This window comes from Ruegeria sp. R13_0, from assembly GCF_017743995.1.
Taxonomy (GTDB): Bacteria; Pseudomonadota; Alphaproteobacteria; order Rhodobacterales; family Rhodobacteraceae; genus Ruegeria.
This window is the reverse complement of sequence record NZ_JAGHRB010000006.1, coordinates 32,389-56,553: the sequence shown is the minus strand read 5'-3', so window position 1 is coordinate 56,553 and position 24,165 is coordinate 32,389. Positions and strand designations below refer to the sequence as shown.

General features: G+C 60.0%; 23 protein-coding genes. 8 read left to right on the top strand and 15 right to left on the bottom strand.

Going from position 1 to position 24,165, the window contains the following annotated elements; genetic code table 11:
* Positions 1 to 17: 17 nt before the first annotated feature.
* The 7 genes from addA to regB form a co-directional block, all read right to left on the bottom strand.
* Entirely contained in the window at positions 18 to 3,377 is a 3,360-nt protein-coding gene (gene addA / locus J7394_RS09305; protein WP_209252540.1) for a double-strand break repair helicase AddA, read from the bottom strand.
* The gene (gene addB, locus J7394_RS09300; protein ID WP_209252539.1) at positions 3,374 to 6,298 is read right to left on the bottom strand and encodes a double-strand break repair protein AddB; all 2,925 of its coding nucleotides are present in this window, start codon (positions 6,296 to 6,298) and stop codon (positions 3,374 to 3,376) included. Before addB ends, addA begins: the two co-directional genes overlap by 4 nt.
* Positions 6,291 to 6,977, bottom strand: coding sequence for a nucleotidyltransferase family protein (locus tag J7394_RS09295; RefSeq protein WP_209252538.1), 687 nt, complete (start codon positions 6,975 to 6,977; stop codon positions 6,291 to 6,293). The genes addB and J7394_RS09295 overlap by 8 nt, the downstream gene beginning before the upstream one ends.
* Positions 6,974 to 7,978: an aminoglycoside phosphotransferase family protein gene (locus J7394_RS09290; protein ID WP_209252537.1), complete on the bottom strand. Its 1,005-nt coding sequence runs from the start codon at positions 7,976 to 7,978 to the stop codon at positions 6,974 to 6,976. The genes J7394_RS09295 and J7394_RS09290 overlap by 4 nt, the downstream gene beginning before the upstream one ends.
* On the bottom strand, positions 7,975 to 8,448 hold the full coding sequence (gene tsaE / locus J7394_RS09285) for a tRNA (adenosine(37)-N6)-threonylcarbamoyltransferase complex ATPase subunit type 1 TsaE (RefSeq protein ID WP_209252536.1): 474 nt from the start codon (positions 8,446 to 8,448) through the stop codon (positions 7,975 to 7,977). The genes J7394_RS09290 and tsaE overlap by 4 nt, the downstream gene beginning before the upstream one ends.
* A gap of 41 nt (positions 8,449 to 8,489) precedes the next feature.
* The gene (locus tag J7394_RS09280) at positions 8,490 to 9,998 is read right to left on the bottom strand and encodes a PAS-domain containing protein (RefSeq protein ID WP_209252535.1); all 1,509 of its coding nucleotides are present in this window, start codon (positions 9,996 to 9,998) and stop codon (positions 8,490 to 8,492) included.
* A gap of 66 nt (positions 9,999 to 10,064) precedes the next feature.
* Positions 10,065 to 11,462 (bottom strand): sensor histidine kinase RegB, encoded by a 1,398-nt coding sequence (gene regB, locus J7394_RS09275; RefSeq protein ID WP_170480122.1) that lies wholly within the window; start codon positions 11,460 to 11,462, stop codon positions 10,065 to 10,067.
* Between the two features lie 90 nt (positions 11,463 to 11,552).
* Here regB and J7394_RS09270 point away from each other — a divergent pair, with 90 nt between their 5' ends.
* Both J7394_RS09270 and J7394_RS09265 read left to right on the top strand, forming a co-directional pair.
* Positions 11,553 to 12,179, top strand: coding sequence for an SCO family protein (locus J7394_RS09270; RefSeq protein WP_209252534.1), 627 nt, complete (start codon positions 11,553 to 11,555; stop codon positions 12,177 to 12,179).
* A gap of 81 nt (positions 12,180 to 12,260) precedes the next feature.
* The gene (locus J7394_RS09265) at positions 12,261 to 12,815 is read left to right on the top strand and encodes an ActR/PrrA/RegA family redox response regulator transcription factor (RefSeq protein WP_209252532.1); all 555 of its coding nucleotides are present in this window, start codon (positions 12,261 to 12,263) and stop codon (positions 12,813 to 12,815) included.
* 37 nt (positions 12,816 to 12,852) lie between these two features.
* Here J7394_RS09265 and J7394_RS09260 read toward each other — a convergent pair whose 3' ends face one another.
* The 3 genes from J7394_RS09260 to J7394_RS09250 form a co-directional block, all read right to left on the bottom strand.
* Positions 12,853 to 13,341: a CHAP domain-containing protein gene (locus J7394_RS09260; RefSeq protein WP_371811996.1), complete on the bottom strand. Its 489-nt coding sequence runs from the start codon at positions 13,339 to 13,341 to the stop codon at positions 12,853 to 12,855.
* 345 nt (positions 13,342 to 13,686) lie between these two features.
* Complete coding sequence (locus J7394_RS09255) at positions 13,687 to 14,241, bottom strand: tetratricopeptide repeat protein (RefSeq protein ID WP_209252528.1); 555 nt, start codon at positions 14,239 to 14,241, stop codon at positions 13,687 to 13,689.
* A 116-nt stretch (positions 14,242 to 14,357) separates the two neighbouring features.
* A complete protein-coding gene (locus tag J7394_RS09250; protein WP_209252526.1) occupies positions 14,358 to 14,951 on the bottom strand; it encodes an HD domain-containing protein in 594 nt (197 codons plus the stop codon).
* 201 nt (positions 14,952 to 15,152) lie between these two features.
* On the opposite strand from J7394_RS09250, the gene J7394_RS09245 reads away from it, so the two are divergent.
* From J7394_RS09245 to J7394_RS09235, 3 genes are all read left to right on the top strand, one after another.
* A complete protein-coding gene (locus J7394_RS09245) occupies positions 15,153 to 15,467 on the top strand; it encodes a hypothetical protein (RefSeq protein WP_170380174.1) in 315 nt (104 codons plus the stop codon).
* 105 nt (positions 15,468 to 15,572) lie between these two features.
* Positions 15,573 to 16,961 carry an adenosylhomocysteinase gene (gene ahcY / locus J7394_RS09240; protein WP_209252847.1) on the top strand — a complete coding sequence of 463 codons (1,389 nt, stop codon included), beginning with the start codon at positions 15,573 to 15,575 and terminating at the stop codon, positions 16,959 to 16,961.
* A 13-nt stretch (positions 16,962 to 16,974) separates the two neighbouring features.
* A complete protein-coding gene (locus tag J7394_RS09235; RefSeq protein ID WP_209252525.1) occupies positions 16,975 to 17,721 on the top strand; it encodes an extensin family protein in 747 nt (248 codons plus the stop codon).
* 35 nt (positions 17,722 to 17,756) lie between these two features.
* On the opposite strand, the gene J7394_RS09230 is transcribed toward J7394_RS09235, so the two are convergent.
* Positions 17,757 to 18,833 (bottom strand): L-dopachrome tautomerase-related protein, encoded by a 1,077-nt coding sequence (locus tag J7394_RS09230; RefSeq protein ID WP_209252524.1) that lies wholly within the window; start codon positions 18,831 to 18,833, stop codon positions 17,757 to 17,759.
* A 91-nt stretch (positions 18,834 to 18,924) separates the two neighbouring features.
* Here J7394_RS09230 and J7394_RS09225 point away from each other — a divergent pair, with 91 nt between their 5' ends.
* Together J7394_RS09225 and J7394_RS09220 are read left to right on the top strand one after the other, a co-directional pair.
* Positions 18,925 to 19,815 (top strand): LysR family transcriptional regulator, encoded by an 891-nt coding sequence (locus J7394_RS09225; protein ID WP_209252523.1) that lies wholly within the window; start codon positions 18,925 to 18,927, stop codon positions 19,813 to 19,815.
* Between the two features lie 115 nt (positions 19,816 to 19,930).
* Entirely contained in the window at positions 19,931 to 20,272 is a 342-nt protein-coding gene (locus J7394_RS09220; protein WP_170380170.1) for a DUF2853 family protein, read from the top strand.
* Positions 20,273 to 20,591: 319 nt separating this feature from the next.
* On the opposite strand, the gene J7394_RS09215 is transcribed toward J7394_RS09220, so the two are convergent.
* Genes J7394_RS09215 through tsaD form a run of 4 tightly spaced genes read right to left on the bottom strand, consistent with a single transcriptional unit; the run spans position 20,592 to position 23,341 of the window.
* Entirely contained in the window at positions 20,592 to 21,014 is a 423-nt protein-coding gene (locus J7394_RS09215) for an EVE domain-containing protein (protein ID WP_209252522.1), read from the bottom strand.
* Positions 21,014 to 21,283: a YciI family protein gene (locus J7394_RS09210; protein WP_170380168.1), complete on the bottom strand. Its 270-nt coding sequence runs from the start codon at positions 21,281 to 21,283 to the stop codon at positions 21,014 to 21,016. Before J7394_RS09210 ends, J7394_RS09215 begins: the two co-directional genes overlap by 1 nt.
* Position 21,284: 1 nt before the next feature.
* Positions 21,285 to 22,247: an NAD(P)H-dependent glycerol-3-phosphate dehydrogenase gene (locus tag J7394_RS09205; RefSeq protein ID WP_209252521.1), complete on the bottom strand. Its 963-nt coding sequence runs from the start codon at positions 22,245 to 22,247 to the stop codon at positions 21,285 to 21,287.
* The gene (gene tsaD, locus J7394_RS09200; RefSeq protein WP_209252520.1) at positions 22,244 to 23,341 is read right to left on the bottom strand and encodes a tRNA (adenosine(37)-N6)-threonylcarbamoyltransferase complex transferase subunit TsaD; all 1,098 of its coding nucleotides are present in this window, start codon (positions 23,339 to 23,341) and stop codon (positions 22,244 to 22,246) included. Before tsaD ends, J7394_RS09205 begins: the two co-directional genes overlap by 4 nt.
* A gap of 97 nt (positions 23,342 to 23,438) precedes the next feature.
* On the opposite strand from tsaD, the gene J7394_RS09195 reads away from it, so the two are divergent.
* Entirely contained in the window at positions 23,439 to 24,152 is a 714-nt protein-coding gene (locus tag J7394_RS09195; protein WP_209252519.1) for a uroporphyrinogen-III synthase, read from the top strand.
* Positions 24,153 to 24,165: the final 13 nt, after the last annotated feature.

Here is a 24,165-nt window from a genome sequence, read left to right as displayed (position 1 = left end):
TGCCGCGTCGGGTAAGGTCAAGATATCTGGGCGCGGGTCAGTGTTTGCGTCACAAGATCGTGTGGCAGCCACATCAACGCGGCCGTCCGCGTCCACAGGATGGCGGTTCGGATGGTCTTGTCTGGGTAAATCTGGCTTAGCGCCTGCGCATAGGCCCCCATCTGCCGCAACAGGCCTTCGGGGCAGGCTTCTGGCTGGTCGGGCACTGTGGCATTTGTTTTGAAATCAACCACATGCACTTCGGTATCCGTTATGATCAGCCGGTCGATGACACCATGCATGCGCCGCCCGTTCAGTTTGGCTGAAACGGGGACCTCGGCCAGCGCATCCGGCGCGAAGACTGGTTTCAGGTGATCCGCTGTCAGGACCTTGGTGACCTCAGACAACAACTCGGTTCGCTCCTGATCCTGCATATCGGGTAGAACCCGAGCGCACAGCATGGGCCAGTCATCCCGGGGCGCGCTTGGGAGATGCTCCAGCAGCAAGTGCAATCGTGTTCCGCGCAGCTTTGCGACCTCTTCATCCTGCCCCGCATCACCGGGCAGCGCCTTTGCCCCGCCAAGATCTGAGGGGCTGAGGGTTTCTGGTTCTGAGGGCGGATCCTCGGCGGGACGCTGGAAGTACGCGGGCAGGTCCTGACTTGGCTCGACGTGTTCGCTGCGTTCAACCAGCGGCAACCCCTCCCAATCGCCATGGGCCAGTCGCCGTGTCTGAGACCCCTCCATCAGTGTCGCGCCCGCGCGCTCCATCGCGGCTTCGACCATCTGATACCAGCTGGTTCCGTCCTTTCCGACATCCCCCGCCGCCGCCACAATCAACCACTTTTCCGCCCGTGTTAGAGCCACATATAGCAGTCGAAGGCGTTCATTCTCCTCACGGTTTCGGGCCTCCTCGCGGGCAGTTGAGATCAGCTTGGGCGAGGCATCGGCGGGAACCTTCCACAGGGGCGTTCCGCCCGCGACCATGATCTCGGCATCGCGCGGAGCTTGCCGTTTGCCGGTATCCGGCAGGATCACGATCGGCGCTTCTAATCCTTTTGAGCCATGCACGGTCATCACGCGGATCATGTTGCCCACGCCGCTCATCTGGCGTTTGATCTCTAGGTCGTCGGTCTGCATCCAGACCAGAAAGCCGGTCAGGCTGGGAATATCGGTCCGCTCATAGGCCAAAGCCTGCGAGAGCAGCGCGTTGATCCCATCCTCGGCCTCGGCCCCCAGTCGACCCAGCAGCTTTCGCCGTCCGTCATGGCGGGTCAGGATACGCTCGATCAGGTCATAGGGCCGCAGAAAGTCGATCTGTCCACGCAGATCGTTGAGGATCGCAAGCGTTTCGGGAAACTCGTCCGAGCGATTGCGAAGCGCGGCCCACAGGAATTTCTCTTGCCGGCGATGGGCCAGATCGAACAGCGCCTGCTCGGACCAACCGAACAGAGGGGATTTCAGGACCGTCGCCAGCGACAGGCTGTCTTCGGGCGTGGCCAGAAAGCTCAGCAATGCGGCCAGATCCTTGACCGCCAGTTCCGCGCCGACTTTCAAACGGTCGGCCCCGGCGATGGGCAAATGAAGCGCTTTGCAGGCGCGGATGATCTCGGCAAAAAGGTCCGAACGGCGCTGGACCAGGATCAGGAAATCCCCCGGCTGAACCTTACGGCGCACGAATGTGCCGGGCGTTTCACCGTCTTCGGGAATGGTAGCCCCAGTGTCGATCATGTGCTTGATCGACTGCGCCACCTGCTCGGCCAGAATGACAGTGTGGTGGCGCGACCCGGGCCGATCCACCGGATCGGTCCAATCGCCATCCTCGTCATCCTCGACCTTTTCCACCACGGGCCAGAGGTCTACGCGTCCCGGCAGGTCTGCCTTGAACGCACGGTGCTGGCTTTCCTTGTGAAACCCGGCTTCGGCCTGATTTTCGAACAGCAGATCAACCAATGACAGGATCGCGCTGGAGGATCGGAATGAGTATTCAAGCGTCGAACCCCACAGTTTAGAGCCTGATTCTTCCAGCTTTCGCCCAAACTCGGCCTGCATCCGGTCAAAGGCCTGCGGGTCGGCGCCCTGGAAGGAATAGATCGACTGTTTCTTGTCGCCGACCACAAAGATCGTGCGCTCAACCTCGGATCGGGCCCCTTCCCCGCTGGTGAATTCTTGCGCCAGTTTCTCGACCACGTCCCATTGATCCGGGCTGGTGTCTTGCGCCTCGTCCACCAGAATGTGGTCGATGCCGCCGTCCAACCGGTACAACACCCATTCGGCCACCGCTGGGTCGTTCAGCACCTGTCGCGCGCGGAGGATGAGGTCGTCAAAGTCCAGCCAACCGCGAAGTTGTTTGCGGCGTTCATATTCCGGCAGGAAAGCTGCAGCGAAGCGATGCAAAACGGTGGTTTTTTGCGCTGCGACCAAAGCCAGCCGTTGTTCGCGCGCGGCCTCAACCCGCAACATCAGCGATTCCAGCTGTGGCATGCGATCTGACAGAACCCCTTCGCGCAGGGCTTTGGTCGGGAAAACGTTGATCTTGGCGGTGAACGGCTCCTTCGCGCCCCTGCCCGTCAGCAACACGCCTTCCAGCGTTGGCAGATGGGCCAGTTTCGCCTCGGTGAATGTTGCGAGTTTTGCGGCGGCCTTGGCATTGTTGCCGCCACTTTCGATCAGCGCGGGCAACATGGATTGGATCAGATCAACCTCACCGCCCAGAAACACCTGTCCAGCAAGGGTGTCGTCCTCAAATCCCTCCGGTAGGCCAAATCTCTGCAACAGGTCCGAGCGCTGCAAGGGCTGCGCGAACAGGTTCCGTTTCTGGGTCACCGCCGCGGTCAGCCTGTCAAACCCGGTATCGGTGACGAACCGCGCGATATCTTCGATCAGCCCGGCCTGAGGGCCTTCGGCGAAATCCTCGATGATCTCTTCACGCAGCAAGGCGGCGGCGCGATCCTCCATCTCGGCAAATTGAGGGCTGACACCGGCCTCAAGCGGGAAACGACGCAGCAGTGAGGCACAGAAAGAGTGGATGGTCTGGATTTTCAACCCACCCGGCGTTTCAATCGCGCGGGCAAACAGGGTGCGGGCCTGCGCAAGTCGGTCCAAATCAATTGCTCCTTCGACGCCCAGATCCGTCAGCTGCGCCAGCAACGGCGCGTCCCCCAACATCGCCCATTCCCCAAGCCGTTTGAAAAGCCGGTTCTGCATCTCGCTGGCGGCGGCCTTGGTATAGGTCAGGCACAGGATGTGCTGCGGCTGCACCCCGCTCAGCAGTAGCCGCGCCACGCGGTCGGTCAGCACGCGGGTTTTGCCCGACCCGGCATTCGCCGCAAGCCAGGTCGAGGCATCGGGACGCGCGGCCTGCACTTGCCGTTCGGTGGCGTCGTTGCGGGCGCTCATGTCAGGTCCTCAGGCAGGGTTTCGGCGGTGCGGTCCCATTCCCCGAACCGGGCCAGATGATCGTAGTCGCCGATATCGGTGTCCTTGTGTAGCATGCGGCGTGATGAGAAGCCCTTATCAGGCTCTAAATAAGCAGAAATCAGCTCTTTCAGCTCAGCCAACACCTTGTCGGTGGGTTCTTTGGCAAGCGGAGCTGCGACCTCTTTGTAACTGCCGCCCATACCGATGAAGATCGCCTCGGCCACGTCGGTGGGGTCGATCCCTTCGATGGCGCCCTGCTCGGCCATGGCGGCTTCGATCAGCAGCTGTTTGTCGAACTTGGCCTGTTGGCTTTCGGTCGGAGGTGCGCCGGTTTTGTAATCCACAATCCGCAACGCCCCCCGGCTGTTGCAATCGATCCGGTCGGCACGACCGGCGATGGTGAAATCCAGAGGCTCCAACACCAGCTTCATCGCGGCCTCAAACGCCACCGGGCCACCGTCGCCCCGGCGATTGACCTCGGCACTCAGAAAGTCGTCGGCGATCCGTTCCAACCGCGCCAACCACAGTTTGCGGGCGGTTGGCCAAGCGACGTGTGTTTCAAGCAGATCATGGGCGCGTTTCAGGAAGTTCTCGCGGGTTAGCAAGGCGGTATCCAGCACGCTGTCCTTAACGAAATGCTCAAGGATTTCATGAATCACGATCCCGCGCAGCAAGGCATCGGGGGCTTGCACAAGCGGATCGAGGGGTTTCAGACGCAGCACATGTTTGGCGTAAATCGCATAAGGGTCGCGGATCAGGCGCTTGATCTCGGTGACTGAAAGGCGTCGCGGTCGGGCGGCAACCGGAGGTTTGGGCGAGGGGCGATGCGCTGCCTCAATCCGGGGTGCCTGTTCCAGTGTTTTGGCCCAGTTTAGATAGGTTCGACCGCGCGCGCGCATATCTGATAGCGCCGTTTGGCCGCCTTGGTCGGGCAGGCCCTGCAACAGGTTCGTCAGACGGTTCAGCCAGCGCGAAGGCACGGTTTCCGCATCGTCCGAGCGGGTGGCGCGGGTCAGCCAGACCTCGGGCGCGCCGATGGCCTGTTGGAAGTCATGCGCCGAAAGCCCAATCCGCCGTTCGGGCAGCAACAATCCCGCCTTGTCGCGCATCTGGCGGTTCAGCCACGGGTCCGGGGCTGGGGCTTCGGGCCAGCTGCCCTCGTTCAAACCGCCGAGGATCAGCAGATCTGCACCCTGCACCCGGGCCTCGAGGGTGCCCCAGATCATGATATGCGGATGCGGGGCGTCGCGGTCGCGGACCTCTTCTCCGGCCAGAAGCGCGCCTAGCAGATCGGCGAAGTCATGGGCGGTCATGGGACCGCCGTGATGCGCCTCATCCCGAAGATTGGTCAACACCGACAGGGCCTTTTGGCCCGCGTTCTTGTCCCACAGGGTGCCTTGGTCACCCGCATGTCCGGCCGAGATCGACTCGGCCAGAGTTAGTAATCGGTCGACCCATTCGGTCAGGGGCAGTTCCCCTACGATATGCTGATCGCAGAAATGCGCGTTGACCCAGCTTACCCATCCTTCGGGCGCTTCGGTGCGGATCGCAGATGCGTTTAGGCTGGTTTGGTCCGGGAATGGAGGGCCATGGCGGCGCAGGTCCAGCTCGAGATCGCGGGTATGCAACAGATGAGCCCCGCGTTCCCCCCCGTCATGGCATAGGGGATGTTTCAGCAGCGTCAGCAGCGCCTCGCCCTCCAGACGGCGCGCAAACAGGCCCGCCACATGGCGCAGAAACCGGCCGGGCGGAGACAGTTGCAGCGGCAGACCAGCGCTATCATCGGGTAGGATGTTCCAGCGATCCAATGCCGCGCTGACCTGCCGGGTTAGCATCCGGTCAGGCGTGATCAAGGCGGCGGTCTGGCCCGTCTCAGCCGCCTGCCGTAGTCGAAGGGCGATGGCGAGGGCTTCGGACCGGGGCGAGTCCGCTTCGACCAGTGTCAGGTCGCGCGTGGCCCGATCCAACTCGGTCAGGCATGGGCCTTCGGACATCCACGCGTCGGTGATGGGGGCAGGGCGCAAAGCGAGCGAAACCAACCGGTTACGCGGGGGTGAGGGCGGTTGTTCATCCGTCCAGGGCAGGACCTGATCATGCTCCAACCCCAGCTCTCGCATCAGTTTGCGGAACCGATATTGCGGGTGGTCCTCCGAGGTCAGCGCCTCGTCTAGGCGGTCCCAAACGGCGCGCGGCTGGTCGAAATCATAGCCCGGCAGGATCAAGGCCCCTTGTGGCAGGCGCGCGACGGCTTGCATCAGCATCAGCGTGGTGCCGCGCGATCCGGTCGAGCCAGCCAGAATGACGGGATGTTGCGGCGGAGCCTCCTGCCAGCTGTCAATCAGGTTTTCGACCACCCGACGTTGCCGCGCCTGTGCATCCATCGCGTGATCGCTTGCATCAACAAAATGGTCCGCGATGCCGATAAACGCCTGTGCGCGGGCCCAATGGCCGGACATATCGCTGACATCCAGTTGGCGGATCGCGTCGGGGGACACGCCCTCACCCTGCATCTCATCAATCAAGGCGGCCAGACTGTCGGACAGGTCAAACAGCGAGGCCCGTGCGGCCAGATCAGGCTGTTGGTCCAGCAGTTTTGAGATTAGCTGGGTCAGCTCCAACCGTCGTCTCAGCGGGGGTATGGCGGGTGGAATCTGTGCCAGATCAACGCTTTCGCCCAGATCGGTGACCAGAGAAAGCCGAGGCAACAAGCAGGGCGGCCCCTGATCAAACAGGTCTCGTACCCGTCGGGCCATGCGGCGCGTGTTGACCACCAATTGCGCGCGGGCCAACGCCTCGGGCGGGCCAGAGGCGCGCTGCCGCAGCCCGGAAACCAGCGCTTTGGGAAAATCCGTACCCGGCGGAACGGCGAACACCCGTGGATGCGTGCTGGGGTCAAACATCCGCTAGCATCCCCTCAGCCAGAGCGATCCCTTCGGGGCGTCCGACGTCACACCAACGGCCGGGATATTTCAGCGCGAACAGACGCTTGCGGTCGTGCATCTGGTTCCACAACAGGTTTAGCGAGAAGGCCTGTTCCGGGATGTGGTGCAGACCGTCGGTTTTCAGAATCTGCACGCCGCCATAGACCAGACCGGGCCCGCGCGTGATCCGACCATCGGCATCGGCGGTAAAATCCCCTTCGCCCGCATGCCCGATGGTTTGACCAATCGGGACGCACATCAACAGCGCATCCATCCGGTCCGGGTCCCATGCCCGTTGCAGCAGGCTCAGCGGGTTGGGTCCGGCCCAGATTGCATCGGTGTTCATGGTGAAAACCGGGCCTGTGCCAAGCAGAGGCAAAGCCGCCCGCAAACCGCCGCCGGTTTCCAGAATCTCAGGCGTTTCATGCGAGAGCAGGATGCCCTTGGGCGCTAGATGCGCCTGCAACTGATCGGCGTGATAGTGCAGGTTAGCAACCACACGGGACGGATGAACGGCATCCACCAATGCTAGCGCGTGGTCGATCAGCGGGCGTCCGGCGACCTCGATCAGAGGTTTTGGCAAGTCCTTCGTCAACGCACCCATCCGGGTGCCGAACCCGGCGGCAAACAGCATCACGGCGTCGGGAGATTGGCTCATGACGCTTTCAGCCTTGCAAGGTTTTCCGCGGTTGGTTCAGGCAGGGCGTCGCGCAGGATGTTGGCAACCGGGATCAGCGCGGGATGCTCCAGATCGCGCATCAGATGCGCCCATGTGGCAGGGATCAGATCGACGTAATGTGGCTTGCCGTAATCCGTCGCCAGTCGGGCAAAAACACCCAGAATACGTAGGTTTCGCTGCGCGCCGAGAACGCTGTAGGCGGTGCGGAAGTCATGGTCATCCATGCTAGAGGCCGCGATATAGCGATTGACCATCTGCATTTCGATTCCGGTCGGCACGGTCCGCCGCACATCCTGCAAGAGCGAGACCAGATCATAGGCCGGGTGCCCCAGCATCGCCAGTTGGAAATCCAGAAGCCCGACGCGCTGCACGCCCTCACGTTCCGGCAGCCAGATCAGGTTTTCGGCGTGGTAGTCCCGCTGCACGACGACTTTGGTGCCCGAGGTCTCCTGCAGCAAGATATCAGCGAAGCGCAGATCGAACCTCTCGCGCGCGTCTTCATCATGGTCGCCCAGAATGGCGTGCGTGTATTTGGTGAAGGCCAGAGCGGCCAGCTCGGTCATCAAAGTGGGGTCGTATGAGGGCAGAGGCAGGATCGGGGCCTCATGCAGGTGCAGAAGAACATCCGTCGCTGCCTCATACAGGAGGCGTTCCTGGCTCGGGTCTTTGGTCAGAACGCGTGAAAACAGATCATCGCCCAGATCCTCCAGCACCAAGAAGCCATTCTGATTGTCTTCGGCGTAAATCTCGGGCGCACTGAGGCCCACCGCGCGCAGATGGTTCGCGATCCGGACGAAGGGTTCGACATCCTCTCCGCGATCCGGCGGGGCGTCCATCAGAACCGCTGTGCGACCGGTCGTCGGATCTGTCAGACGTTCATACCTGCGGTTCGAGGCATCCCCGGCCAAAGGCGCGCGCGTGGCATTGGCCCATGGCGTCTGTGCAATCAGGGCGTCGGCCAGCACAGTACGATCGGTCATAGAGTATTCTCCAGTTTCCCAAGCCATTTCGGATCGGACCAGGACAGGGTCAGATGGCGTGTCTCGGTCTCAATCGGGTCGGTTTGGAAGGCAAGCGTCAATGCGGTGTCGGGGGTCAGCGGCCCAAGTTTGTCAGGCCATTCCACAAGACAGAGCGCGGTGTCGAAGGCTTCGGTCAGGCCCAGCTCGTCAACCTCATCTACCGAGGTCAGCCGGTAGAGGTCACAATGCCAGATCTCGCCGATCTGCGTGTCATAGGCCTGCACCAGCGTGAAGGTCGGTGAGGGCACATCCTCGGGCGGGTTCATCAGCGACTGGATGAGGCTACGGGCAAAGTGGGTCTTGCCGCTGCCGATCTCACCTTGCAGCAGTACCACATCCGCAGGTCTCAGGGTCGCGCCAAGACGTGCCGCAAAATCTGCGGTGTCCTGAGGGCTTTGCAGGGTGAGAGTAACAGGTGCCGAAGTCATGGCGCCACAATGGACCTGCGCCCCAGCGGCTGCAACCCGGTTCAGGCGCTGATCTGGGCCATGGGTTCGGCGGTCAGAGAATTGCTTGCCGTTGCAAAGCGCACGATCGTAGCACCGTTCTGCATGGGCATGACGGTACAGTCCAGCGCGGTGCCGTTGCGCATCCGAATCTCGGCGCTCCATTCGGTGCGATCATCGCGCATATCCACGAAATCGCGGATCTCTCCCAGGACCGGGGTGGCGACGCAATGATCCTGCCAGATGCGTGTGACCTCGGTCACTGTCTCACTGTGAAATCCGGCCTCGTCCTGGGTTCCCCAGAGCCGCTGGTAGGCGTAGTTGGTCAGGGCCAATGTGCCGTCCTCGGAGAAGACTGCGATTGCGTCGGCCAGCTTGTCGAGGATCGACTGCATTAGGTCCATCTCGGACCGGAACCGCCGGGTCAGAGTGATTTCGGCGGTGATGTCTTCGAACAGAAACGCCACGGCGCCATCGGGATGCGGGCGGCCACTGACCGAATAGACCGAGCCCGAGGGCAAGGACCACGTTTCCTGATAGTTCCCGTCCTCGGCCGCTTCGAGCAGATCGTTCATCTGGTTGCGCCATGACCGGTAGTTCTTGGGCTCGGGCATCATGTGCTGATCCCTTAGCCGGTCAAAAAAGCTGGAAATATTGGGACGGCAGCTGAGGAAATCCGGCGGCAGAGTGGTCAGGTCGATTAGCGCCGGGTTGAACAGGGCCAGTTGACGGTTGCGGTCGAAAATAGCCAACCCAATCGACAGTTGCGCGAAGGTCTTGGTCATCGTTTGCACGAATTTGCGCTGGGCGGTTTCGGCCTGCACAATCGCATTGATATCAACCGCATAGAACAGGCGACCCTCGGCATGGTCCACCTGCGTCAGATCGAACCACAATTTGCTGTCGCTTCCGGCCACGTCGATCGAGACGCGAGATTTCCCGCTGCGCCGCGGCTCGGCCCCTGTATCCGGGAATAGGGGTAGGGTCAGGTCGGCATCCAGCCCGCGCGCTTTGCGGACAAGGGCGACATAGGCCGCGTTGCACCAGCGCACGCTTGCGTTCTGATCCAGCAGCCAGACCGGATAGGGGGCCTGATCCATCGCCAGCCGGATCGGATCATTCGGATCCCGCAGCTTGGTTTTCTTTTCTCTCGTCGGTTCGTGCAGTTGAATCCGAACGATCCCGTCGATCCATTCGCACAGAACCTCACGCTCAACCGTGCAGTCGATGGCTGAGACAACCAGATTGCCCTGATCGCGCACGATTTCGGGCGTTTCCGGGAAGGTCGGAAAGTCGCGCTGCAGCAAACGCCGCAAATCGTTCCAGTCCGCAACATGTTCGAAACCGGCGAGCGCTATGTCAGAGTGGCTGATCAGACGGTCGCCATCGAACAGAAAAACGGCGTCGAACAGGGAGCTTGCGGTGAACATGCCATAGCTGTTGTCCCGCCGAGCCCGACGCGGCAGCAGCCACATGACCGCAAAACAGCACGAGACCAGGCTGATCGCGGCCAGAATGATCCAGTCTGCCATCTTCTCCCCTCACAGTTGCGGAACCCCACGGTAAATTATGGCGAGAATGGTTAACGGTGTCTTAACTCAGACCTGGATATGCTGGTTGCGCCCGGAGGGTACCGGGGTGTCGCCCTGTTGCGCGTCGATGCGTTTGCGCGGCCATTCGACCTTGACGATGGCGCCTCGGCGGTCGGGTTTGTCCGAGAGGTGCTGATACGGGTCCGAGCCGTTGGCAAATTCCAGATCCGCCCCGCTGCGTTCCAACAGGGTTTTGGCGATGAAGAGGCCCAGACCCATGCCCTCATATTCAGGGCGCGCGCGCTGGTCGGTCTCGGCCCGTCTACGCCGCATCAAGGGATCACCAATCCGTCCGATCAGATGCGAGGGATAACCGCGCCCGTCATCCATGATACAGACGGTGATCTTGTCCGAGGTCCACTCCGCCTCGACCCAGACATTCGCGCGCGAGAAATCCACCGCGTTCTGAATCAGGTTGCGCAAACCGTGAATGATCTCGGGTTTACGCAGGATCGAAGGTTGTTGCACGTCCCCATCCAGCACCGGTCCTTCGGCGAAATGCACGGTTTTGCCCCGGTCGATATGCGGCTCAGCCGCTTCATGGACCACCGTGGACAAGGGCGCTTGACGCAGATGCAGATCATCTTTTCCGGCGCGTCCCATATCGCGCAGAATGTCCCGGCATCTATCCGCCTGCTCGCGGATCAGGGCGGCGTCTTCTTTCAGCTCGGGGCGGTCGTCGAGTTCCTCGATCAACTCGGAACTGGCCAGTTTGATCGTCGCCAGAGGGGTCCCCAACTCATGCGCGGCGGCGGCGACAACACCGCCCAGATCAGTCAGCTTCTGTTCGCGCGCCAGCGCCATATGCGTGGCCGCCAGCGCCTCGGACATCGAACGCGCCTCGGAGCTGACCCGATGCGAGTAGGCCCCGATAAAGACAATGGCGATGATGATCGCGGCCCAGTTGCCGAACAGAAGAATGTCGGGGATCTGCAGGACCAGGCCAATCTCGGTCCGCAAGGGCAGGTGAAACTCAGCCAGAAGGGTGGCCAACGCAATCGCCACGGCCCCCACGATCAGCGTTGAGCGGGTACTCATGACATTGGCCGAGATCGTGACCGGACCCAGCAACAGCAGGGCAAATGGATTGTTCAATCCGCCGGTCAGGTACAGCAGGATCGCCAGTTGAAACAGGTCGAACAGCACCATCAGGAAGTTCTGAAACTCGGTCAGGCGTTTGTTTTGTGGGAACAGGAAGCTGGCCGTCAGATTGCCGATCACCGAAACGCCGATCGCCAGATAACAGAGCGTAACCTCAAGTTGCACATGATAGCTGTGCTGAGCCACCGTAATAGCCGTGATCTGGCCAAAGATGGCCACCCAGCGCAGCAGGATAAGGGTGCGCAGCCTGATCCAGCTGCTGCGTTCCGGGCCGCCCCATAAACTCTGGTTGGATTCTGCCATTGGTCACTTATGTCCTGTTGCATCGGCTGATCATCTTGATAGGTGTCCCGGCTGATACGATCAACAACCCCTTGCACACGGAAAACGATCATGACCCGCCTGTATGCTATTCTCGCAGCTGTCATTCTTGCCATCGGCCTTGGCGCCATGTGGCTTTTGACAATGGGGTCCGGGTCGGACGACAAATACGCGCAATGCCGGTCCAGTCAGATCGCGGGCGGAACGGCAGCGATTGGCGGTCCGTTCGAATTGGTCAATGGCAAGGGGGAGACGGTCACTGACAAGGATGTGATCACTGAGCCGACACTGGTCTATTTCGGCTATACGTTCTGCCCCGATGTCTGCCCCTTTGACATGTCCCGCAACGCCGAGGCCGTGGACATTCTGGCCGAGCGTGGGCAATCCGTGACACCGCTGTTCATCTCGATCGACCCCGATCGCGACACGCCTGAAGTGGTCGGAGATTACGCCTTCAACCTGCATGAACGTCTGATCGCCCTTACCGGCTCACCCGAGCAAGTCAAGGCCGCTAGCCAGGCCTACAAGACCTACTACAAGGCCCATGACAAAAGCGACGAATACTACTTGGTCGACCATTCCACCTTCACCTATCTGGTCACACCCGAAGATGGGTTTCTTGAGTTCTTCAAACGTGAAGACACAGCGCAGCAAATGGCGGACAAGGTTGGCTGCTTTTTGGATCAAGCCGGCTCCTGACAAGCCGGTTTGACCTTTGGCCCCGCGCTGCTATTACTTCTAGGTAACGCCAAAGGCATGAAATAGCGGAAAGACTCAACGATGGCAGACAGTTCCCAGCTTGATATCGGCCCCGATAAATCCCTGCTTCTGGTGGATGATGACGAGCCGTTCCTGAGACGCCTTGCCAAAGCCATGGAAAAACGCGGTTTCGAGGTTGAAACCGCAGGTTCTGTCGCCGCAGGCCGCGCCATTTCTACCGCGCGCCCGCCGGCCTATGCGGTTGTCGATCTGCGGCTAGAGGATGGCAACGGTCTGGATGTCGTCGAAGTGCTGCGCGAAAAGCGCCCGGACAGCCGGGTTGTGGTGCTGACCGGCTACGGGGCCATTGCCACCGCCGTCGCGGCCGTCAAGATCGGCGCAACGGACTACCTGTCCAAACCCGCTGATGCCACAGACATAACGAGCGCGCTGCTGGCCAAGGGCGACGAACTGCCCCCGCCGCCGGAAAACCCTATGAGTGCCGACCGTGTGCGCTGGGAACACATCCAGCGGGTCTATGAGCTGTGCGATCGCAATGTCTCGGAAACCGCACGGCGGCTGAACATGCACCGTCGGACATTGCAGCGAATTTTGGCGAAACGTAGCCCGCGTTAGCAGGCAGAGCTTTGACTGGTCTGTTCAGAGGATAGTGTTATTCGCCAGACTTAGGGTAAATGAACCCGTTTACCGGGTACAAGCTGCCATATTGCCCCGGCACGCTCTCGACCCGGACCAGTGTCCAGTCATTGTTCTTGGAGACATCTTTCACGCCCATTTTCAACGACACTTTGTTGCGGTGCCAATTGGCGTGGTTCACGATGACGACTCGGTCGCTCACAACATCGGACACGACAGCTACATGGCCCAGCGGCATTCCGCGCGTTGCCCGAAACGACATTACGGAACCGACAGCCGGTTCGTTGCCGCGCTCAAACGCACTGCGCGCTTTGCCCCACCAGTCCTTGGCATTGCCGCGAATTTGGATACCACTTAGGTCACGAGCGTAAGGCACGCACCAAACCCGTTGCCCTCGAGCCTGCTTTTGCGAGACCTCTTGCAACGCCATTGACTGACGTTCCGGATCAAGTTGTGCGTCGGTCGGGCCATGGGCACAAGCAGAGACCAGAGTCAAAAGCCCCACCGCAACTGCGGTTCGCGCGCCGCCGGATAAGCGCGGCCAAGTCGTGTCCGTTTTGCGTTTGCCCGTATTCAAGAATCTTCACTGCCCATTTTGAAGACATGCAAGTTTTAGGGGCATCTGATGTGTTGTGAAAAGAGGCTTGCAAGCACACGGCAAGATTTCGCCTGTCCTCAGCTTCATCGGTAGGACAATCAATTGAGATTGTAGTCGTATCTGCAACCGAAGTATTGGTCTCTGCGCGTCGGGAGATTGTCCGAATCCGTACGGGGTCTGATCATGAACCGCCGGACATCGCAGCAGAATCTGTTGAGACACTGCCACCGGTAGTCATTTGTCACCCTGCCTTTAGAAAAGCGGCGCGTATTTCCAATTGTCGGCATCCGGGGTCACCTCGTCCAGATCGTAGCCTGCATCCTGAAGACGCTTTGCAATTGCAAGGCCTTCCCTTGCGGCCTGATCGACATACTGACGACCCAAAGCCTCGTTCTGAACTACACCATGTCCACGCATTAGGTTCAGCCCGTGATTGAAGCGTCCCACCGGGTCACCCGCTTCTGCCGCCTTGCGATCCCATTGGGCTGAGGCATCAGGGTTGTATTCGCCGCCCAACCCATTGTTTTCCAGTTGACTCATCCAGGTCATAGCTTTGGTATAGCCCGCATCCGCGCATTGCTTCGTCAGCCGTCTCGCCAACTCGTGGTTGTCGTTCTTTGTGACATTGATACCGAGCGAGCAGGTAATTGAGTCGATAACGCCCATCTCGATTTTGCGGGTTAGCATCTCACGACCCGTATCCTGTGGGTTGAGAATACCAAGATCGTCTTCAACGGTTTCAGGCGGTTCCGCCAGAACCAAGTTTGCGCAAAATACCAAACATGCCGCCAGTGCAAGGTGTCTCATCCCGGGTCCTCCTTCTATGAGGATACCATTTGTCTTGATTCCGATCACTACTGTTATGGTCGTAGGTAGCATGAGCCACACGCCGAGAAAGCCGCGCGGCTACAGTCAATATCGCATCAAAGCTCACCTATCAGTGCTGCATGCCGCTCCGTGTAAGCCGTCCTTACTTCAACTGGCGGCCTTAGCCTGATCGTCAACCCCTCCATCACCGCTCGATCTGGACGACCAAAGAACTTCGTCGCCTCAGCCTCGGAAAACCCGGCGATCTGAGTGGCCTCCATCCAAGCGCTGATCTTGTCGGCCTTCTTGATCTGCCGTTTCACCGTTTTTGGCACCTCGGCGGGAAGCCCAAAGCGAATGTGGATCGCTGCCGCCAGACGGTCATCCAGTGCGCCGTAGTCCGGGCCTATGGCGGATTTGACGGGTGAGATCATGTCTCCGATTACGTATTCCGGCGCGTCGTGCAGCAAAGCCGCCAGCCGCCATTTCACGGGCGCTTTGGGTGCAATACGACCAAACAGCTCTTCGACCAGAAGGGAATGCTCGGCCACGGAATAGGCAAAGTTCCCCGCCGTTTGACCGTTCCAACGCGCCACAAAGGCCAAACCATGGGCGATATCCTCGATCTCGATATCGACCGGGGTCGGGTCCAGCAGGTCCAGCCTGCGGCCCGACAGCATCCTCTGCCATGCGCGGGGTTGTGTTGCCATTCTGCCATGCCTTGTGAAGTGGGACACAATAAAACCAAATTGTTTCTGCTATGATGTACCTGTCAGGATCACCAGCTGCCAACGTTTTCTTGAGCATTCGTGCTTTGAAACCACACCAACTGATCCCGACATTTAAACCGAGGGGGGCACTGGCTTCTCCCGGTGCGCTCCTCTCACAAAGTGAAACGAAAGGAGTTTGCTATGTTCAAACGTATATTCGCAGTCGCCCTGACCTTTGGTATGGCCGCCACGGCCCCGCCCGCCTTTGCCCAGAATTGTGCAGAGCGCGAGCATGTGGTTGATAAACTGCAGAAAAGCTACTCGGAAGAGCTGGTTTTTGGGGGTTTGCAAAAAACACGCGGCGCGCAGTCGGTCATGGAGGTCTGGACCTCACGAGAAACGGGTAGCTACACCGTTTTGGTGACCCATGCGAACGGCTTAAGTTGTATTGTCGCCGTTGGCACTGATTTTTTCGAAGCGATTCCGAAGGTCAAGGTTGACGGTACGCCCAGCTGATTTTTGCGGCGTATAACCCCGTTTTCGGTCATCCACATTGCCACCTGCCCCAAGGGATGCTAGGGGCAGCCGGAACTGTGATTGACCGCAAAAATGGAGCGCCTGATGGCCGGGGACTATATCGTCAAAGACATTTCGCTGGCCGGGTTTGGCCGCAAAGAACTGGATATCGCCGAAACTGAAATGCCGGGCCTGATGGCGCTGCGTTCGGAATATGGTGAAAGCAAGCCTCTAAGCGGTGCGCGGATCGTTGGGTCGCTGCACATGACCATCCAGACTGCCGTTCTGATCGAAACCCTGGTTGCGCTGGGCGCGGATGTGCGCTGGGCGTCGTGCAACATCTTCTCGACCCAGGACCACGCTGCCGCTGCGATTGCCGAGGCGGGTATCCCTGTCTTCGCCATCAAAGGCCAGACGCTGGAAGAGCATTGGGATTATCTGGACAAGTCCTTCCTGTTCGAAGACGGCCCGAACATGATACTGGACGATGGCGGCGACGCGACGCTCTACATCTTGCTGGGCGCTCGTGCCGAAGCGGGTGAGGACATCATCCCTGTTCCGGGTTCGGAAGAGGAAGAGGTGATCAAGAAGCAGATCGCCAAGCGTATGGCGGCTAGCCCGGGCTGGTTCACCAAGATGCGCGACCAAATCCAGGGCGTGTCCGAGGAAACCACCACCGGCGTGAACCGTCTGTATCAACTGGTGAAAGACGGCCACCTGCCATTCCCGGCGATCAACGTGAACGACTCGGTCACCAAGTCGAAATTCGACAACAAATACGGCTGTAAAGAGTCGCTGGTCGACGGCATCCGCCGCGCCACCGACACCATGATGGCTGGTAAGGTTGCCGTGGTCTGCGGCTATGGCGATGTGGGCAAAGGCTCGGCTGCTTCGCTGCGTGGCGCAGGTGCCCGCGTGAAAGTGACCGAAGTTGACCCGATCTGCGCGCTGCAAGCCGCGATGGACGGGTTCGAAGTCACCCTGCTGGAAGACGAAGTCGCGACAGCCGATATCTTCATCACCACCACCGGCAACAAGGACGTGATCCGCATCGAGCATATGCGCGCGATGAAGGACATGGCTATCGTCGGCAATATCGGTCACTTCGACAACGAAATTCAGGTGGCCAGCCTAAAGAACCACAAATGGACCAACATCAAGGAACAGGTGGACATGATCGAGATGCCCTCGGGCAACCGTATCATTCTGCTGTCCGAAGGCCGTCTGCTGAACCTCGGCAACGCCACCGGTCACCCGTCCTTCGTAATGTCGGCCTCGTTCACCAACCAGGTTCTGGCGCAGATCGAGCTGTTCACCAAGGGTGACCAGTACGAAAACAAGGTCTACATCCTGCCCAAGCATCTGGATGAGAAAGTGGCCCGTCTGCATCTGGATCGTATCGGCGTGAAACTGACCAAGATGGACAATGAGCAAGCGGCCTATATCGGCGTGAAGCCCGAAGGCCCCTACAAGCCCGAGCATTACCGCTACTGATCGCGGATCGGGTATGACCAAACGTTCAGGACGCCGCCGGATCATGTATCTGGCGGCGTCTTTCTTTTCGATCATCGTATTTCTATTTCTTGTTGGATCGGCCGGGTATGTGCTGCTGTCGCATCCCAAATCGCCGCTGCCCGACCACTGGAATCCTCTTCGGGATTTGACCCTGACCGCGCCGGTTACGCTCGTCACCAAGTATCAGTTGAACCGGGCATTGGCGGATGAGGCGCAGTGCCGGGCCACGCTGTCTGAGGCCGGTGTCGCGTTCTCAGAGATGGAGGATCTGGTGGTCGACCAGAACTGCGGCATCTCCGGGCGGGGTGAGCTGTCCCGCTTGGTCCGTGCCCGGGTGGGCGGGGTCGAGACCCGTTGTACAACCGCCCTGCGTCTGGCGATGTGGGAGTATCACGTGGTCCAACCCGCCGCGCAGGACTTGTTGGGTACACAAGTGCGCGCCCTGCGGCATTTGGGCAGCTACAATTGCCGCCGCATGCGGACCGCGCAGGGGCAAAACAGCGGCTGGAGCAGCCACGCAACTGCGGATTCGATAGATATCACCGGGGTGGAATTGGCGGATGGGCGGACGCTCAGCCTGCTTCAGGATTGGTCCACGCCGGGGGCTGAGGCTGCGTTTCTACACCGGATCGGGCAGGGGGCCTGTGACTGGTTCCGCGTGGTTTTGGGCCCCAATTTCAACCGACTGCACGCGGATCATTTTCACCTGCAAGGCCCCGGTTGGGGCTATTGCAGATAGGTATCCCGGCCCCGCAGAACAGGGCCGGGCCAGGATCAGCGTCCGCTGACCGCATCCGCCAGCGACTTGAACCGGACGATCTTGTAGATCCCCTTCGAGGCATCCTCGCCATTGTTCAAAGCGGGTGAGCGGTGCAACTCGTTAATCGTGGCATAGACATACCCATCCGCACCGATCGAGAACCCGTCCGGCCACGGCAACTCATCATCCGACTGGAACAGAACCTCATAGCTGCCATCCGGCTTGGTGACGCCCAGTGCATTATCCGTCATCGCGGTGATATAGACATTGCCGCCGGTATCCACGGTCGAACCATCCGAGATCGGCTTGTCGCCATAGCGTTCGACCTGCGCCTCAAGATCAGCATCAGACAGGCTTTCATCCAGCAATGCCGCCGTGGGGATGCGGTACATCGCACTTGCGGTCATCGGCGCGAAATAGACCCAGGTATTGGTCGGATCGACAGTGATCGGGTTGATGCCGATCTTGGCCGGATTACCGCCCAGCGTGATCTCGCGCCCGTCGATCACCATGGGGGTATCTTCGGGGATCGTGTATTGGGACCCCTCCAGAACGCGCCGCGCGCGGCCCGTTTCAAGATCAACCACGATAATGGCCGAGTTCTGACCGTCACCCGTATCCGAGATGTAAATCGCCCCATGATCACGGTCCACGGCCAGATCGTTCAGGAATGAGGTCGGCCGAGCCACAGGGGCGCCGATATAGTGGATCGCGTGCAGCGTCTCAGTCTTGGTGTCCCAACCTACAATGCGCCCGGTCTGGTTTTCACCCTGACCGTCCAGCATCCATAGAATACCGTCCCGATCCGCCCGCAGGCCCAAAACGCCGTTCAATCCATCCGCATCATCTTGCGGGGCGCGGGCCCAGTCCTCGGTCGGGTAGGGCTTGGTTGACCCGTCGGGCATCACTTCGACCACGCGCAACTCGGGCCCGTAGAATTCATGCACCGACATGAACATGCGCCCATCTGGTCCGATCGCCAGATTGCCCGGAGGCATGGCCTTCTCGAACTCAAGATACGTTTCCAATTCGGCTGCCGCGGCGGGCAAGGCCAGCGCCAAGGCGCATGTAGCTGCATAGAGCGATTTCATCGGGTCCTCCTCTGATGTACCAGATCAGATATCATTTGAAATTTTCGCGGATAACTGTCTCAATTTCAAAACCAGTGTTAGGAATTTTCGAATGTACCATGTGAATGACCTGCTGACCTTTGTCTCTGTCGCCAAAACCGGAGGGGTTGGATCGGCTGCAAAGGCGCTGGGTATTTCGGCGGCGACGGTCAGCCACCGGATTGCGAAGCTCGAGGAGGTGCTGAACCTCGAACTCTTTCACCGCAACAGTCGCCGGGTGCAGCTGACCAAAGAAGGCCTGATCTTTCTGGATCGGATCGAGCCTGTGCTGTCCGATCTGCGTGAGGCTGAGTTGGAGGCCGGAAGCGGCAAGGGTGCGTTGCGCGGCCATCTACGTGTGACCCTATCCCCGTGGATCCTGTCTCGGTTTATCATGCCGTTGATGGACAGCTTTCAGGAGGATCACCCGGACCTGACGATCGAGTTTCTGGCCGTCGACCGCTATGTCTCTCTGGTCGATGAGGGCGTTGATTGCGCCATTCGCGTCGGACAGTTGGCCGACAGCACACTGAAGGCGCGCAAGCTCTGCGACAATGACCGGATCATCTGCGCAGCGCCAGGCTTCGTTGCGCGACACGGAATGCCCAGTTCCGTCGAAGACCTGCGCAAGATGCGCTGGGCGTGTTTGCCTTGGCAGACGCGGTTCGACACCCATGAGGGGCAACTGTCCGTCACGCGGCGTATTGCCGTTTCCAACTCGGACATGCTGACCGAAGCCGCAGTGCAGGGGCTGGGGTTGGCGGTCAAATCCCGTCTGGCCGTTCAGCGAGAGTTGCAGCAGGGTACGCTGGTCGAGGTTTTGCCGGGTGTGATGAAATCCCCCTCTGCACCGATTGCCTTTGTTCACGCGGGCAGCAGCACGCCGGGGCGCAAGGTGCGCGCGTTTTCGGACCTTGCAGATCGAGCCTTTCAAGGCGCGCGGCAAAGGCGCTCCTCCGCTTAGGGGGAAAGCGCGGAATTTTTCCCTTTGTGGAAAAAGGAGGAATGGCTAGGCTTCCGACACCTGTTTTTAGGATTTGAGTAACCGCAGCCAGGACTGCTGATAGGGAGACTGTTTTATGGGAAAACGCGACGATCTGATCGCCAAATACGCCGATGATCTGAAAAACAAATGCGGCATGGATGCCGATATGGACCTGCTGACCAAGGTCACCATCGGCTGTGGCCCGGCGATCTATGACGCCGACGCGTCGACCGTGGCGGCCAGCCAGGACGGAGAGCTGGAGACCGTCAAAAACAACTTCCTCATCAAAAAGCTGGGTCTGGCCGACGGTCCTGAGCTGATGGAGGCCATCAACTCGGTGCTGGAAACCTATGGCATGTCCGAGCGCAACAAGTACCGCGCCGTGGTCTACTACATGCTGACCAAGCATTTCGGCAAAGAATCCGTCTACGGCTAAACGTTACGTTTTCCACCCAAACGCCCGCCTCCCCATCGGCGGGCGTTTTTGTTTTGAGTTATATTTTAAGGACTTGGTGTTTGAAGCGGCCTGAGAAAACAGGCTAGGGTCCTTATGTGGCCAGGACGGTCAGAACCAACAGATTCCAATACGCGTGTGGTGAGTAGGGAGCACGTGGGGTAGGGAAGGTTCTGCACCGTGCAGGGCCTTCCCTCTATTTTAAAGCGTTTTGCGTTTTGCCCTAGGCAAGGTCATCGAAATGCGCGTTCGACCGCAGGGAGAGGCAGCGTATTTCGATTCAAATCAAACGCAAAGCGATCTAGTCGGCCTCAGTCGAGCCCAGGGCGCAGATCACTTGCCATTCCGCCTCGGTGACCGGCTGCACCGACAGACGAGAGTTTTTGACCAGCACCATCTCACCCAGACGTTCATCCGCTTTGATCTGGTCCAGCGTCACGTGAACTTCAAACGGCCTTACCGCCTTGATGTCCACGCATTCCCAACGTTCGTCATCGGTGGTGCTGTCGGGATGGGCCTCGGAGCACACCTCTACGATGCCGACGATCGCCTTGTCCTTTTGCGAGTGGTAGAAGAATCCGCGATCACCGATTGCCATTTGCCGCATGAAATTGCGCGCCTGATAGTTGCGCACGCCGTCCCATTCTTCGCCCGCCTCGCCCTTGGCAACCTGCTGATCCCAGCTCCAGGTCGATGGCTCGGATTTGAACAGCCAGAATGCCATCAGCCAATCACCTTTTTCCATGGGATGAGTTCAACGGACTGGAATAGGCCTGCCTTAGCATAGGGGTCATTGTCGGCCCAACTTTGTGCAGCGGCCAAATCTTCGACATCGAGAACAACCAGCGAGCCGATCATCGCGTCTCCGTCCAACAGCGGGCCGGCCTGCGATACAACGCCGGTTTCTTCGATATAGGCCAAATGGGCCGAGCGGTTGTCCAGCCGGGTTTGCAGCGCGCCGGGTTTGTCACGGGCGATGAGGGCGATCAGCATGTTATTCCTCCTTGAGGGGTCGGTTGAGCAGGGTTTCGATGGCTTGCGCCACACTGTAGGCGCCTTGGCTCAGGTCGGCCACAGTGGCGCTGATGGGCATGTCCAATCGTTCGGCCTTGGCGATGTCGGCCATGGCCCGGGCGGTGGCGACGCCTTCGACAGTTGTTGTGGTGTCGAAGGGCTCATTTCGACCCAAACACAAGCCAAAACGATAATTTCGGGACAGCTCGGACGAACAGGTGAGTACCAGATCGCCCAGGCCAGAGAGCCCCATCAGCGTCTCTGGTTGTGCGCCGCGCATGAGGGCAAAGCGCTGCATCTCAGCAAATCCGCGCGTCATCAGTGCAGCGCGTGCGCTGTCGCCTAGACCGGCCCCGATGGCAGCGCCACATCCGATAGCCATAACGTTTTTCAATGCGCCGCCGAGTTCCGCTCCGATCACATCGGTGGTGCGATAGAGGCGCAGATTGGCGGTGGTCAGCTCGGATTGCAGTGTTTCGAGCAGATCAGCATCTGCACAGGCCAAGGTCAGCGCGGTCGGCAGGCCACGCGCGATGTCATCCGCAAAGCTAGGACCAGTCAGAAGCGCTGGTCGTGCATCCGGAATGGCTTCGCGGATTACGGAAATCGGGCCGAGGCCCGACGACAGTTCAATCCCCTTGCAGCACGCAACTAACGTTTTTCCGGCCAGCACCGCTGCGTGTTCCCGAAGCGCATGGCGCAGCTGTTGCATCGGCACAGACACAAGAAGGACATCCTTTGCCGCCGCTACTTCGATATCAGAGGTGACGGTGATGGCATCGGGCAAGATCACATCGGGCAATCGGCTCTTGTTGATCCGACTATTCTGCATAGCTTTCGCTTGCTCGGCGCTGCGCGACCACAGGGTGACAGGCCCGTTTCCGGCCAGCGAAATCGCCAGAGCCGTACCGAACGCCCCTGATCCGAGAACCGAAACGCTCATGCCTTTGCGCCCTTTTTACCGCTACCCAGCATGGCGGGGCTGGTCTGGTCCAAGGGCCAACGAGGTCGCGCTGTCAGATCCAAACCGTCGCGCGCGCCGGTGCGAAAACGCTCCATCCCCGCATAGGCGATCATGGCGGCATTGTCGGTGCAAAGTGCAAGGGGCGGGGCCGTGAAACGCGCGCCTTTTTCGGCACATACAGACTCTAACGCGGTGCGAATGGCCGAATTGGCAGCCACACCGCCCGCGACGGCAATGACAGGGTCCGAGGGGGTCTCGGCCAAATACAGATCCATGGCGCGTCGTGTTTTCTCGGCCAAAGTATCCACGACTGCCTGCTGAAACCCGGCACATAGATCGGCGCGATCCTGTCGGGTCAGGCCGGTTTTTTCCGCAACGATCTGATCCCGCATTCGCATCAGCGCGGTTTTCAGCCCCGAGAAAGACAGGTCACATCCGGGCCGGTCCAGCAGGGGCCGGGGAAAGCGGAACCGTTTGGGATCGCCCTGGCGCGCCTCTACCTCGACAGAGGGTCCACCGGGTTGCGGCAGGCCCAGAAGACGGGCGGTTTTGTCAAAAGCCTCACCGGGGGCATCGTCGATAGTGCCGCCCAGACGGGTGAATTGCTCGGGTCCGTGGGCGATCAGATATTGGCAGTGCCCGCCCGAGACCAGCAGCATCAGGTACGGAAAGGCTACTCCATCCGTCAGGCGCGGGGTCAGGGCGTGACCGGCCAGGTGGTTTACCCCGATCAGAGGCAGGCCGGTCGCCGCACTGATCCCCTTGGCGCACATGACGCCGGACATGACCCCTCCGATCAGGCCGGGCCCGGCGGTGACCGCGATGGCGTCCATATCGGCCAAGGTTAGACCCGCAACCTCTAGCGCCTGTACGACGCAGATATCTAGTTTTTCCGCATGGGCACGTGCAGCGATTTCGGGGACGACGCCCCCATACGCGCTGTGCAGCTCGGTTTGGCCATGGACAATCGACGACAGCACTTCGGCCTCTTCGCCGTCGGTTTGGCGCACGACGGCGGCGGCTGTGTCGTCACAGCTGCTTTCCAATCCAAGGACGGTAAGTGTTTGCACCATTGGCGTGATCCGTTGCATCATGATTGCCAAGCGGGGTACCACCCTGCGCGGACGCAAACAATCCCAAGGCCGAAGGCGCCGATAGTTGTATTTGTTGATGACCCGCCCTCGCGCCGCCTCGGAGAGGTTTGTTGCGCAGCTTCCCACCCGCGTCAGATCGCGTGTTGAGGTCATCCATTCCCCCATTCTGGAAATCAAACCGCTGGCGGCTCCGATTTGTACGGCCGAGACGCAGGGGCTGATCTTCACGTCCTCCAATGCGGTGAATGCGGCGGCCTCGGCGGGTGTGCGCCGGGATTTGCCCGCCTATTGCGTGGGTTCGACCACGACTGCGACCGCCGAAGGCGCGGGTTGGGATGCGCACATGGTCGGTGGCACGGCAGAAGAGCTTGTGGCCGGTCTCTTGCAGATCAGACCAAACAGCCCGCTTTTGCATCTGCGCGGCGAACACAGCCGGGGCAACATCGCCGAGCGTCTGACCGAGATGGGCGTAACCACGCGCGAACAGGCGGTGTATCAGCAACTTCTGCTGCCGCTCAGCCCCGAGGCAAAGGCCGCATCCGAGGGCGACAGGCCAGTGATCGCGCCTATTTTCTCACCTCGCACCGCGCGACAATTTGCCGACATCTGGGCGGGCACTGCCCCGCTATGGCTGGCCGCAATCAGCGAGGCAACGGCGGAACCCCTTAAATCCTTGGGATATGAGCGCCTGAAGATCGCCAAGGAACCGACGCCCAAGAAGATGCGTAAGGCCGTTAAAAAGCTTGTGAAACACGCGTTGCGGGTTGAGAGAGAGCCGGGTGCAGATTAACTTGGACCAGTCT